General features: G+C 43.7%; 9 protein-coding genes, 3 tRNA genes, 3 rRNA genes, 1 other RNA gene and 1 pseudogene. 16 read left to right on the forward strand and 1 reads right to left on the reverse strand.

Features of this window, described 5'->3' with window-relative positions:
* Window positions 1-453 (reverse strand): transposase family protein (locus AC4ME5_RS08155; protein WP_491800484.1); only part of this gene is annotated, 453 nt, incomplete at its 3' end.
* Between the two features lie 165 nt (window positions 454-618).
* On the opposite strand from AC4ME5_RS08155, the pseudogene AC4ME5_RS08160 reads away from it, so the two are divergent.
* From AC4ME5_RS08160 to AC4ME5_RS08235, 16 genes and pseudogenes are all read left to right on the forward strand, one after another.
* A pseudogene (locus AC4ME5_RS08160) lies at window positions 619-870 on the forward strand (23S rRNA (uracil(1939)-C(5))-methyltransferase RlmD); the annotation flags it as partial.
* Between the two features lie 109 nt (window positions 871-979).
* Window positions 980-1,051 (forward strand) — tRNA-Glu (locus AC4ME5_RS08165).
* 233 nt (window positions 1,052-1,284) lie between these two features.
* Window positions 1,285-2,833: ribosomal RNA gene (locus AC4ME5_RS08170) — 16S ribosomal RNA — on the forward strand.
* A 51-nt stretch (window positions 2,834-2,884) separates the two neighbouring features.
* Window positions 2,885-2,957: transfer RNA gene (locus tag AC4ME5_RS08175), tRNA-Ala, on the forward strand.
* Between the two features lie 122 nt (window positions 2,958-3,079).
* Window positions 3,080-5,983, forward strand: a 23S ribosomal RNA gene (locus AC4ME5_RS08180).
* Window positions 5,984-6,059: 76 nt separating this feature from the next.
* Window positions 6,060-6,175, forward strand: a 5S ribosomal RNA gene (gene rrf, locus AC4ME5_RS08185).
* Together the 16S, 23S and 5S rRNA genes with 3 tRNA genes alongside form the textbook arrangement of a ribosomal RNA operon.
* A 5-nt stretch (window positions 6,176-6,180) precedes the next feature.
* Window positions 6,181-6,254, forward strand: a tRNA-Asn gene (locus AC4ME5_RS08190).
* 208 nt (window positions 6,255-6,462) lie between these two features.
* Window positions 6,463-6,696: a sigma(X)-activator ComW gene (comW, locus tag AC4ME5_RS08195; RefSeq protein WP_045616591.1), complete on the forward strand. Its 234-nt coding sequence runs from the start codon at window positions 6,463-6,465 to the stop codon at window positions 6,694-6,696.
* 244 nt (window positions 6,697-6,940) lie between these two features.
* Entirely contained in the window at window positions 6,941-8,227 is a 1,287-nt protein-coding gene (locus AC4ME5_RS08200) for an adenylosuccinate synthase (protein WP_045616593.1), read from the forward strand.
* A 199-nt stretch (window positions 8,228-8,426) separates the two neighbouring features.
* Entirely contained in the window at window positions 8,427-8,894 is a 468-nt protein-coding gene (gene tadA / locus AC4ME5_RS08205) for a tRNA adenosine(34) deaminase TadA (RefSeq protein WP_061588462.1), read from the forward strand.
* Window positions 8,895-8,933: 39 nt separating this feature from the next.
* An RNA gene (ffs, locus tag AC4ME5_RS08210) (signal recognition particle sRNA small type) lies at window positions 8,934-9,015 on the forward strand.
* A gap of 65 nt (window positions 9,016-9,080) precedes the next feature.
* Window positions 9,081-9,524: a dUTP diphosphatase gene (locus AC4ME5_RS08215; RefSeq protein ID WP_061588463.1), complete on the forward strand. Its 444-nt coding sequence runs from the start codon at window positions 9,081-9,083 to the stop codon at window positions 9,522-9,524.
* A gap of 9 nt (window positions 9,525-9,533) precedes the next feature.
* Window positions 9,534-10,001, forward strand: a complete 468-nt coding sequence (locus AC4ME5_RS08220; RefSeq protein WP_061588464.1) for a cysteine hydrolase family protein — start codon at window positions 9,534-9,536, stop codon at window positions 9,999-10,001.
* Window positions 9,998-11,359, forward strand: coding sequence for a DNA repair protein RadA (gene radA, locus AC4ME5_RS08225; RefSeq protein WP_071788303.1), 1,362 nt, complete (start codon window positions 9,998-10,000; stop codon window positions 11,357-11,359). The genes AC4ME5_RS08220 and radA overlap by 4 nt, the downstream gene beginning before the upstream one ends.
* A 72-nt stretch (window positions 11,360-11,431) precedes the next feature.
* Window positions 11,432-11,926 carry a beta-class carbonic anhydrase gene (locus AC4ME5_RS08230; protein WP_045616598.1) on the forward strand — a complete coding sequence of 165 codons (495 nt, stop codon included), beginning with the start codon at window positions 11,432-11,434 and terminating at the stop codon, window positions 11,924-11,926.
* A gap of 212 nt (window positions 11,927-12,138) precedes the next feature.
* Entirely contained in the window at window positions 12,139-13,107 is a 969-nt protein-coding gene (locus tag AC4ME5_RS08235) for a ribose-phosphate diphosphokinase (RefSeq protein ID WP_414344987.1), read from the forward strand.
* The last annotated feature ends 201 nt before the right edge of the window (window positions 13,108-13,308 follow it).

Below are 13,308 nucleotides of genomic sequence, written 5' to 3' on the forward strand. Positions count from 1 at the left end.
TGGAAGGTGGTTAAGATCAGTCTTAAATTTGAATTTATGTAACTGACGAATGACTGTCGAAGTGGAGACAGATAAACTTTCGGAGATAGCTGTCATAGGGACTTTCTCAATCAATTTTTGAGTGATTTTCTGTTTGACGATGGTTGCGATCTGGTGATTCTTCTTGACTAAGGAAGTCTCCGCGACGGCTATTTTTCCACAGTCTTTACAGCGGAAACGGCGTTTTCTCAATCGAATGAGAGTCTTGTAGCCAGCACATTCGAGGTAGGGGATTTTGGATTCTATTTGAAAGTCATATTTAGCCATTTGTCCTTGACAGTTGAGACATTTAGAGGCAGGATAATCGAGCTTAGCAATGACTTCTTTATTCGTTCCAGTATCAAGATAATCTAAGATAATAATATTTTTGTCATTAATTCCAAGTATGTTTGTGATAAAATTTAATTGTTCCATAAGATTCTTTCTAATGAGGGTTTGGTCACTTTTTCATTATAGGTCTTATGGGCCTTTTTTCTACAACAAAATAGACTCCATAATTCCTACAGTGGTTTTACCCACTACAGAAATTATAGAGCCTAAATTTAGAGAGGTTCGACCTCTATTTTTTTGTTCTAAAGTGATGGCTACCGAGCGAATGTCTTGATAGTCGACCCTCCTCGAACGGGATTAGATGACAAGTTATTAGATGCCATCCTAACCTATGTACCGGAAAAAATGGTTTATGTTTCTTGCAATGTTTCGACCTTGGCGCGAGATTTGGTTAAACTGGTAAAAGTTTATGATCTCCAGTATATCCAGTCAGTTGATATGTTTCCCCACACTGCACGGACAGAAGCAGTCGTGAAGTTGATTAAGAAGAGTGTAAAATAAGGTATCCGGTTATAAAAGATAGATGCTAAAATAAAAAAATGAAGCTATTCTCAAAAAGTTCTTGACAAAGGGGAAAAAGTAGGTATAATAGAAAGAGTTGAAAAGCTCAGGTCCGTTGGTCAAGGGGTTAAGACACCGCCTTTTCACGGCGGTAACACGGGTTCGAATCCCGTACGGACTATGAGTGTATCACAGGGACGAAAAAAGTAAAAAAGTTTCAAAAAAAGTGTTGACATAGGTTAGCAGCTGTGATATACTAATATAGTTGTCGCTTGAGAGAGATTGAGTGACAAAGACCTTTGAAAACTGAACAAGACGAACCAATGTGCAGGGCACTACAACTAATGTTGTAGTACTGAACAATGAAAAAAACAATAAATCTGTCAGTGACAGAAATGAGTGAGAACTCAAACTTTTAATGAGAGTTTGATCCTGGCTCAGGACGAACGCTGGCGGCGTGCCTAATACATGCAAGTAGAACGCTGAAGCTTGGTGCTTGCACCGAGCGGATGAGTTGCGAACGGGTGAGTAACGCGTAGGTAACCTGCCTGGTAGCGGGGGATAACTATTGGAAACGATAGCTAATACCGCATAAAATGGATTATCGCATGATAATCGATTGAAAGGTGCAAATGCATCACTACCAGATGGACCTGCGTTGTATTAGCTAGTTGGTGGGGTAACGGCTCACCAAGGCGACGATACATAGCCGACCTGAGAGGGTGATCGGCCACACTGGGACTGAGACACGGCCCAGACTCCTACGGGAGGCAGCAGTAGGGAATCTTCGGCAATGGACGGAAGTCTGACCGAGCAACGCCGCGTGAGTGAAGAAGGTTTTCGGATCGTAAAGCTCTGTTGTAAGAGAAGAACGAGTGTGAGAGTGGAAAGTTCACACTGTGACGGTATCTTACCAGAAAGGGACGGCTAACTACGTGCCAGCAGCCGCGGTAATACGTAGGTCCCGAGCGTTGTCCGGATTTATTGGGCGTAAAGCGAGCGCAGGCGGTTAGATAAGTCTGAAGTTAAAGGCTGTGGCTTAACCATAGTACGCTTTGGAAACTGTTTAACTTGAGTGCAAGAGGGGAGAGTGGAATTCCATGTGTAGCGGTGAAATGCGTAGATATATGGAGGAACACCGGTGGCGAAAGCGGCTCTCTGGCTTGTAACTGACGCTGAGGCTCGAAAGCGTGGGGAGCAAACAGGATTAGATACCCTGGTAGTCCACGCCGTAAACGATGAGTGCTAGGTGTTAGACCCTTTCCGGGGTTTAGTGCCGCAGCTAACGCATTAAGCACTCCGCCTGGGGAGTACGACCGCAAGGTTGAAACTCAAAGGAATTGACGGGGGCCCGCACAAGCGGTGGAGCATGTGGTTTAATTCGAAGCAACGCGAAGAACCTTACCAGGTCTTGACATCCCTCTGATCGCTCTAGAGATAGAGTTTTCCTTCGGGACAGAGGTGACAGGTGGTGCATGGTTGTCGTCAGCTCGTGTCGTGAGATGTTGGGTTAAGTCCCGCAACGAGCGCAACCCCTATTGTTAGTTGCCATCATTTAGTTGGGCACTCTAGCGAGACTGCCGGTAATAAACCGGAGGAAGGTGGGGATGACGTCAAATCATCATGCCCCTTATGACCTGGGCTACACACGTGCTACAATGGCTGGTACAACGAGTCGCAAGCCGGTGACGGCAAGCTAATCTCTTAAAGCCAGTCTCAGTTCGGATTGTAGGCTGCAACTCGCCTACATGAAGTCGGAATCGCTAGTAATCGCGGATCAGCACGCCGCGGTGAATACGTTCCCGGGCCTTGTACACACCGCCCGTCACACCACGAGAGTTTGTAACACCCGAAGTCGGTGAGGTAACCTTTTAGGAGCCAGCCGCCTAAGGTGGGATAGATGATTGGGGTGAAGTCGTAACAAGGTAGCCGTATCGGAAGGTGCGGCTGGATCACCTCCTTTCTAAGGATAAGGAACTGCGCATTGGTCTTGTTTAGTCTTGAGAGGTCTTGTGGGGCCTTAGCTCAGCTGGGAGAGCGCCTGCTTTGCACGCAGGAGGTCAGCGGTTCGATCCCGCTAGGCTCCATTGGTGAGAGATCACCAAGTAATGCACATTGAAAATTGAATATCTATATCAAATAGTAACAAGAAAATAAACCGAAACGCTGTAGTATTAAAAGAGTTTATGACTGAAAGGTCAGAAAATAAGGTTAAGTTAATAAGGGCGCACGGTGGATGCCTTGGCACTAGGAGCCGAAGAAGGACGTGACAAACGACGATATGCCTTGGGTAGCTGTAAGTAAGCGATGATCCAGGGATTTCCGAATGGGGGAACCCAACAGGTACTACCTGTTACCCACATCTGTTAAGGATATGAGGAGGAAGACGCAGTGAACTGAAACATCTAAGTAGCTGCAGGAAGAGAAAGCAAAAGCGATTGCCTTAGTAGCGGCGAGCGAAACGGCAGAAGGGCAAACCGAAGAGTTTACTCTTCGGGGTTGTAGGACTGCAATGTGGACTCAAAGATTATAGAAGAATGATTTGGGAAGATCAGCCAAAGAGAGTAAGAGCCTCGTATTTAAAATAGTCTTTGTACCTAGCAGTATCCTGAGTACGGCGGGACACGCGAAATCCCGTCGGAATCTGGGAGGACCATCTCCCAACCCTAAATACTCCCTAGTGACCGATAGTGAACCAGTACCGTGAGGGAAAGGTGAAAAGCACCCCGGGAGGGGAGTGAAATAGAACCTGAAACCGTGTGCCTACAACAAGTTCGAGCCCGTTAATGGGTGAGAGCGTGCCTTTTGTAGAATGAACCGGCGAGTTACGATATGATGCGAGGTTAAGTTGAAGAGACGGAGCCGTAGGGAAACCGAGTCTGAATAGGGCGCATTAGTATCATGTCGTAGACCCGAAACCATGTGACCTACCCATGAGCAGGTTGAAGGTGCGGTAAGACGCACTGGAGGACCGAACCAGGGCACGTTGAAAAGTGCTTGGATGACTTGTGGGTAGCGGAGAAATTCCAAACGAACTTGGAGATAGCTGGTTCTCTCCGAAATAGCTTTAGGGCTAGCGTCGACATTAGAGATTCTTGGAGGTAGAGCACTGTTTGGGTGAGGGGTCCATCCCGGATTACCAATCTCAGATAAACTCCGAATGCCAAAGAATTATGGTCGGCAGTCAGACTGCGAGTGCTAAGATCCGTAGTCGAAAGGGAAACAGCCCAGACCACCAGCTAAGGTCCCAAAATAATTGTTAAGTGGAAAAGGATGTGGGGTTGCACAGACAACTAGGATGTTAGCTTAGAAGCAGCTATTCATTCAAAGAGTGCGTAATAGCTCACTAGTCGAGTGACCCTGCGCCGAAAATGTACCGGGGCTAAAACAATTTACCGAAGCTGTGGATACCTTTATAGGTATGGTAGGAGAGCGTTCTATGTGTGGAGAAGGTGTACCGTGAGGAGCGCTGGAACGCATAGAAGTGAGAATGCCGGTATGAGTAGCGAAAGACAGGTGAGAATCCTGTCCACCGTAAGACTAAGGTTTCCAGGGGAAGGCTCGTCCGCCCTGGGTTAGTCGGGACCTAAGGAGAGACCGAAAGGTGTATCCGATGGACAACAGGTTGATATTCCTGTACTAGAGTATGTAGTGATGGAGGGACGCAGTAGGCTAACTAAAGCAGACGAATGGAAGAGTCTGTCTAAGCAGTGAGGTGTGATATGAGTCAAATGCTTATATCTGTAACATTGAGCTGTGATGGGGAGCGAAGTTTAGTAGCGAAGTTAGTGACGTCACACTGCCAAGAAAAGCTTCTAGCGTTTAAACATACTCTACCCGTACCGCAAACCGACACAGGTAGTCGAGGCGAGTAGCCTCAGGTGAGCGAGAGAACTCTCGTTAAGGAACTCGGCAAAATGACCCCGTAACTTCGGGAGAAGGGGTGCTGACTTTACGTCAGCCGCAGTGAATAGGCCCAAGCAACTGTTTATCAAAAACACAGCTCTCTGCTAAATCGTAAGATGATGTATAGGGGGTGACGCCTGCCCGGTGCTGGAAGGTTAAGAGGAGTGCTTAGAGGTAACTCGAAGGTATGAATTGAAGCCCCAGTAAACGGCGGCCGTAACTATAACGGTCCTAAGGTAGCGAAATTCCTTGTCGGGTAAGTTCCGACCCGCACGAAAGGCGTAATGATTTGGGCACTGTCTCAACGAGAGACTCGGTGAAATTTTAGTACCTGTGAAGATGCAGGTTACCCGCGACAGGACGGAAAGACCCCATGGAGCTTTACTGCAGTTTGATATTGAGTGTCTGTACCACATGTACAGGATAGGTAGGAGTCTAAGAGATCGGGACGCCAGTTTCGAAGGAGACGTTGTTGGGATACTACCCTTGTGTTATGGCCACTCTAACCCGGATAGGTTATCCCTATCGGAGACAGTGTCTGACGGGCAGTTTGACTGGGGCGGTCGCCTCCTAAAAGGTAACGGAGGCGCCCAAAGGTTCCCTCAGAATGGTTGGAAATCATTCGCAGAGTGTAAAGGTATAAGGGAGCTTGACTGCGAGAGCAACAACTCGAGCAGGGACGAAAGTCGGGCTTAGTGATCCGGTGGTTCCGTATGGAAGGGCCATCGCTCAACGGATAAAAGCTACCCTGGGGATAACAGGCTTATCTCCCCCAAGAGTTCACATCGACGGGGAGGTTTGGCACCTCGATGTCGGCTCGTCGCATCCTGGGGCTGTAGTCGGTCCCAAGGGTTGGGCTGTTCGCCCATTAAAGCGGCACGCGAGCTGGGTTCAGAACGTCGTGAGACAGTTCGGTCCCTATCCGTCGCGGGCGTAGGAAATTTGAGAGGATCTGCTCCTAGTACGAGAGGACCAGAGTGGACTTACCGCTGGTGTACCAGTTGTCTTGCCAAAGGCATCGCTGGGTAGCTATGTAGGGAAGGGATAAACGCTGAAAGCATCTAAGTGTGAAACCCACCTCAAGATGAGATTTCCCATGATTATATATCAGTAAGAGCCCTGAGAGAAGATCAGGTAGATAGGTTAGAAGTGGAAGTGTGGCGACACATGTAGCGGACTAATACTAATAGCTCGAGGACTTATCCAAAGTAACTGAGGATACGAAGCGTGAGGTTTTCTAATTATTTGATAGATATTCAATTTTGAGTAGGTATTACTCAGAGTTAAGTGACGATAGCCTAGGAGATACACCTGTACCCATGCCGAACACAGCAGTTAAGCCCTAGAACGCCGGAAGTAGTTGGGGGTTGCCCCCTGTGAGATATGGAAGTCGCTTAGCTTTTATCCGCCATAGCTCAGTTGGTAGTAGCGCATGACTGTTAATCATGATGTCGTAGGTTCGAGTCCTACTGGCGGAGTACTATTAGAAACGTTCAATCGAACGTTTTTTATTTTATAAATAAAGTAAACTTCTCAAAATTCAAAACTTAATTTTTTCATCTATAAATGCCTCTATATTTTATTTTTAGTCCGTTTAGCTTTAAATTCTACTTTTATAGGATTTGAAGCTTTTTTAGTTCTTATTTTTGTTAGACTAGTGTTAATAATAAGAAAGGGATTTTTTATATGCTTCAAAATTTTTATGATAGAGCATTTGTCTTTTTGAAATTAGTTGAACAAGAATATGCTTCTTTAGGTCAGAGTCGTGCTGAGTGGGAATCACTTCATCTTCGTTTTTTACTTTATTACTTGATAAGATTTAGAATTACAAGTGTTAAAGACTTTTATTTATATCATTTTCAGACGGCCTATCGCTTGTATTTAGATAAATTCTTGCTAGAAGGCACTACTCTAAACTAGTGAGTTTCATATATATCATTTATCACGAACAATAATCAGCATTGAATTTGTGAATTTAAGGATTTTATTTAAAATTTAAGGTTAGGATTTTTATAATTTACAGAAATTCCAAATCTTTTCTAGTGTTTCTTCTTGATAAAATAGTGTTTTTTTCTTATAATAAATTGTAAGATATAATTGCAGGTGAGACTCCTGCCATGTATATGAGAAAGGAAGAGCCACACGGCTCAGACAAAGTTTTACTATGACTTCAGTTGTTGTTGTTGGTACCCAGTGGGGTGATGAAGGTAAAGGGAAAATTACAGATTTTCTTTCAGCTAATGCAGAAGTGATTGCTCGTTATCAAGGTGGTGACAATGCTGGTCACACAATTGTGATTGATGGCAAGAAATTTAAGTTACACTTGATTCCATCAGGTATTTTCTTCCCCGAAAAGATTTCTGTTATTGGGAACGGGATGGTTGTAAACCCTAAATCTCTAGTAAAAGAATTGACCTATCTTCATGATGAAGGTGTGACAACAGATAATTTACGCATTTCGGATCGTGCGCATGTCATTTTGCCATATCATATTGAATTAGACCGTCTACAAGAAGAAGCTAAGGGCGACAATAAAATTGGGACAACTATCAAGGGTATTGGTCCAGCCTATATGGATAAAGCTGCTCGTGTTGGGATTCGTATTGCTGATCTTTTGGATAAGGATATTTTCCGTGAACGTTTGGAACGCAATCTTGCGGAAAAGAATCGTCTGTTTGAAAAATTGTATGACAGTACTCCTATTTCAATTGATGATGTTTTTGAAGAGTACTATGAGTACGGCCAACAAATCAAGCAGTATGTGACAGATACGTCTGTTATCTTAAATGATGCGCTTGATAATGGCAAACGTGTGCTTTTTGAAGGTGCGCAAGGTGTTATGTTGGATATTGACCAAGGTACGTATCCATTTGTTACGTCGTCAAACCCTGTCGCTGGTGGTGTGACAATTGGGTCTGGTGTTGGTCCAAGTAAGATTGACAAGGTTGTAGGTGTATGTAAAGCCTACACAAGTCGTGTAGGAGATGGACCTTTCCCAACTGAATTATTTGATGAAGTAGGGGATCGCATTCGTGAAGTAGGTCATGAATACGGTACAACAACTGGCCGTCCACGTCGTGTGGGTTGGTTTGACTCAGTTGTGATGCGTCACAGCCGCCGTGTATCTGGGATTACCAATCTTTCATTGAACTCTATCGATGTTTTGAGTGGTTTGGATACTGTGAAAATCTGTGTGGCCTATGATCTTGATGGTCAACGTATTGATTACTATCCTGCTAGTCTTGAGCAGTTGAAACGTTGCAAGCCAATCTACGAGGAATTGCCAGGTTGGTCAGAAGACATCACTGGAGTCCGTAATTTAGAAGACCTTCCTGAGAATGCACGTAACTATGTTCGTCGTGTAAGCGAGTTGGTTGGTGTTCGTATCTCAACTTTCTCAGTAGGTCCCGGTCGTGAACAAACTAATATTTTAGAAAGTGTTTGGTCATAGGAGATTTTTAAGATTAGTTTAAGACAGGTTGGGTATACTATAGACAGTTACAAGAAGACCTCCTAACTTGTTGTAGCAAAATCCTAAACTTTTCTTTTTCATAATAATCTCCCTATTAAGTCACCCCATTGGGTGGCTTTTTTTGTCTTGGGAATCATGATATAATAATAGAATCGACAAGTAGGAAAAGGAAAAATTGATGCATTATACAGTTGAAGAAAAAGAAAACTTCATGAGAGAGGCCTTGAAGGAGGCAGAAATTGCTCTAGAACACGATGAAATTCCAATTGGCTGTGTGATTGTCAAGGATGGAGAAATCATTGGTAGGGGGCATAATGCACGCGAAGAGTTGCAACGGGCGGTTATGCATGCAGAAATCATGGCCATAGAGAATGCGAACGCGAGTGAAGAAAGTTGGCGTCTGCTGGATTGTACCCTTTTTGTGACCATTGAGCCCTGTGTGATGTGTAGTGGGGCAATCGGGCTTGCCCGTATTCCAAAGGTAGTCTACGGGGCTAAGAATCAGAAATTTGGTGCAGCTGGAAGCTTGTACGATATTTTGACAGATGAGCGTCTCAATCATCGTGTAGAGGTTGAAACGGGAGTTTTGGAGAGTGAGTGTGCAGCAATTATGCAGGATTTTTTCCGAAATCGACGGAAAAAATAATTTCTCTTTAAAAACAGAGGGGAATGTGGTATAATAAACAGTGGAGCAACAGTTCTGCGTGAAGCGGGTCAGGGGAGGAATCCAGCAGCCCTAAGCGAGTGTGAATTGTGTGCTCTTTTTTAGCGCTTTTTTCGAATAAATAAGATAAAATAGCCTAGAATAAATGATAATAGAAAAGAGAAAAATATGAAAATTCGTGGTTTTGAATTGGTTTCGAGTTTTACAGATGAAAATTTGTTGCCTAAGCGTGAGACAGCTCATGCAGCTGGCTATGATTTAAAGGTTGCCGAACGAACAGTGATTGCTCCAGGGGAGATTGTCCTCGTTCCAACTGGGGTCAAGGCTTATATGCAACCGACAGAAGTGCTCTATCTCTATGACCGTTCTTCAAATCCTCGTAAAAAGGGCTTGGTCTTGATTAACTCTGTGGGTGTCATTGACGGAGACTATTATGGCAATCCAGGGAATGAAGGACATATCTTTGCTCAGATGAAAAATATTACTCACCAGGAAGTTGTTCTTGAAGTTGGCGAACGTGTAGTTCAGGCTGTCTTTGCGCCTTTCTTAATTGCAGATGGAGATGAGGCGGATGGTGTTCGAACAGGTGGATTTGGATCGACAGGGAAATAGAGGGATAAAATGGCAGACTATTTATTAGTTGTAGACATGCAGTCAGATTATGTTGCTGTAGGAAAAGTATATCATGAAGAACTGACTGCAGCTGTAAATGACAAAATTGCTACTTATCCCAGCGACCGAGTTATCTATATTCTCAATCGTTTTTTCTGGGAGAGAAAAGATAGAAAGAAGAAATTTGCGACCAACTTGTTAGTTGTATCTTCTCGTATCTTTGAGAAGTGTCGAGCTTCTTGCTTTACTAATCCAGATTTAAAAGATTTTTTAGAGGGAAATGGTGCTAAGAGCTTAGAGTTTATAGGGGTAGATGGCAATTTCTGTGTCAAGGCTTCCGTCTTGGCAGCTGTCAAGGAGAATTATCAGGTTTCTGTCGATTTGTCTGCTGTCGGAGTTGCCAACCAGAATAAATTTCAAAATACATTGTATAAGTGGCATTCTTTCGGAGTAACCGTAAAAGGAGAATTATTATAGCTAAGAAAAAAGCGACATTTGTATGTCAAAATTGTGGGTATAATTCACCTAAGTATCTAGGACGCTGTCCCAACTGTGGATCTTGGTCTTCTTTTGTAGAAGAGGTAGAGATTGCAGAGGTCAAGAATGCACGTGTGTCCTTGGCAGGTGAGAAAACCAAGCCTATGAAACTGGCTGAGGTAACTTCCATCAATGTCAATCGAACCAAGACGGAGATGGAGGAATTCAACCGTGTACTTGGAGGCGGAGTGGTTCCAGGAAGTCTCGTACTAATTGGGGGAGATCCTGGAATCGGAAAATCAACTCTTCTCCTACAAGTTTCAACCCAGTTATCTCAAGTTGGTACGGTTCTCTATGTCAGTGGGGAGGAATCTGCCCAGCAGATTAAACTCCGTGCAGAGCGCTTGGGGGATATTGATAGCGAGTTTTATCTCTATGCAGAGACCAATATGCAGAGTGTTCGTGCAGAGGTGGAGCGTATCCAACCAGACTTTCTCATTATTGACTCTATCCAGACTATTATGTCTCCTGAGATTTCAGGGGTACAAGGGTCTGTTTCTCAGGTGCGTGAGGTGACAGCTGAGCTCATGCAGCTGGCCAAGACTAATAACATTGCCATCTTTATCGTAGGGCATGTGACCAAGGAAGGTACTCTGGCCGGCCCGCGTATGTTGGAGCATATGGTAGATACAGTGCTTTACTTTGAAGGGGAACGCCACCATACCTTCCGCATCTTGAGAGCAGTCAAAAACCGCTTTGGTTCCACTAATGAGATTGGCATCTTTGAGATGCAGTCAGGTGGGTTGGTTGAGGTGCTCAATCCGAGTCAAGTTTTCCTAGAAGAGCGTTTGGACGGGGCGACTGGTTCATCCATCGTGGTAACTATGGAAGGGACACGTCCAATTCTTGCTGAAGTGCAAGCCTTGGTGACACCGACTATGTTTGGGAATGCCAAGCGCACGACGACAGGGCTTGATTTCAATCGTGCTAGTTTGATTATGGCTGTTTTGGAAAAACGTGCAGGGCTTCTCTTGCAAAATCAGGATGCCTATCTCAAATCTGCTGGTGGTGTCAAATTAGATGAACCTGCTATTGATTTAGCTGTTGCGGTTGCTATTGCTTCGAGCTATAAAGACAAGCCAACCAATCCTCAGGAATGCTTTGTAGGAGAGTTAGGCTTGACTGGAGAGATTCGGCGTGTGAATCGTATCGAGCAGCGCATCAATGAAGCTGCTAAACTTGGATTTACAAAAATTTATGTACCTAAGAATTCCTTGACAGGCATTAAACCACCTCAAGAAATTCAGGTCATTGGGGTGACGACTATTCAGGAAGTTTTGAAAATGGTCTTTGCTTAATCTGTGACAAATCCTCTCAAAAATGATAAGATAGGAGAAATGTTTGATTATCAAATTTTTAAGGGGGAAAACGTGTCGTATTTTGAACAGTTTATGCAAGCCAATCAGGCTTATGTTGCCCTTCATGGGAAATTAAATCTGCCACTTAAACCGAAAACAAGAGTAGCAATTGTGACCTGCATGGACTCACGGCTACACGTCGCGCAAGCTTTAGGTTTAGCACTTGGGGATGCTCATATCTTGCGGAATGCTGGCGGCAGAGTAACAGAGGACATGATTCGTTCTCTGGTGATCTCCCAGCAACAAATGGGCACACGTGAAATTGTGGTGCTTCACCATACAGACTGTGGAGCTCAGACCTTTCAAAATGAGGCTTTTCAAGAGCATTTGAAGCACGAACTCGGGGTTGATGTGTTTGATCAAGATTTTTTACCATTCCAGGATGTTGAAGAGAGTGTGAGAGAGGATATGCAATTGCTTCGAGAATCTCCACTGATTCCTGATGATGTGGTTATTTCAGGTGCTGTCTATGATGTGGATACAGGGAGTATGAGAGAAGTATACTAACTTTATCTCGCAGAATTCTAATCCTAGCATAAGATTGCTACTTCAAATGTAGCAATTTTAATTTTAATGTAGCTAATATAAAGTAGCAAAAAACAAGGGTATAAATGTTTGCCCTTGTTTTATTTTTGATTGAAAAATAAAGGGAAAAGCGCTACAATGGTAGATGGAAAATGTTGTGAAAAACAAGTGATACATAAATACCGGAGGAAATCATGTCTTTTTCTGATTTAAAGCTGTTTGCCCTTTCTTCTAATAGAGAATTGGCAGAGCGTGTGGCACAAGAGATTGGGATAGAGTTGGGGAAATCGACTGTTCGCCAATTTTCAGATGGAGAGATTCAGGTCAACATCGAAGAATCAATCCGTGGAAAACACGTCTTTATCTTACAATCAACGAGCTCACCTGTAAATGACAATCTGCTTGAAATTTTGATCATGGTAGATGCCTTGAAGCGAGCTAGTGCAGAATCTGTCAACGTTGTCATGCCTTACTATGGTTACGCACGTCAGGATAGAAAAGCGAGAGCGCGTGAGCCAATCACTTCAAAACTCGTTGCAAATATGCTAGAAGTGGCTGGAGTGGATCGTTTGTTGACGATTGATTTGCACGCTGCACAGATTCAGGGATTCTTTGATATTCCTGTGGATCACTTGATGGGTGCTCCATTGATCGCGGATTATTTCGAACGTCGTGGAATGGTTGGGAAAGATTATGTTGTTGTCAGTCCAGACCATGGTGGTGTGACTCGTGCTCGCAAATTGGCAGAGTTTTTGAAAACTCCGATTGCGATTATTGATAAACGCCGTAGTGTAGACAAGATGAATACCAGTGAAGTGATGAATATCATTGGTAAGGTAGAAGGTAAGACTTGTATCTTGATTGATGATATGATTGATACGGCTGGAACGATTTGCCATGCGGCGGATGCTCTTGCTGAAGCAGGTGCTGTTGAAGTTTATGCAAGCTGTACGCACCCAGTTCTTTCAGGGCCAGCTATGGAGAATATCCAAAAATCAGCTATTAAAAAATTGGTTGTTTTGGATACTATATACCTACCAGAAGAGCGTTTGATTGATAAGATTGAACAGATTTCTATTGCCCACCTCTTAGGAGATGCCATCGTTCGTATCCACGAAAAACGCCCTCTTTCTCCTCTATTTTGTATTGAGAAAAAGATTTAAAACTTACAACTGAAAATATGTGAGTTATATAAGAATCTAATAGTAATGAAAACTTTGTTTTAGAATCTCTTATAAGAGATTCTAAACGTAGATTTAGTAAATCCATAAACCTAAAGAAGTTAGAACACATATTGTTCGCTTTTTGCACATATTTTATTAGTTGGCATAGATTAAAAACGCTTTCTTCTATTGTGTAACGAA

The organism is Streptococcus sp. A69 (genome assembly GCF_058556195.1).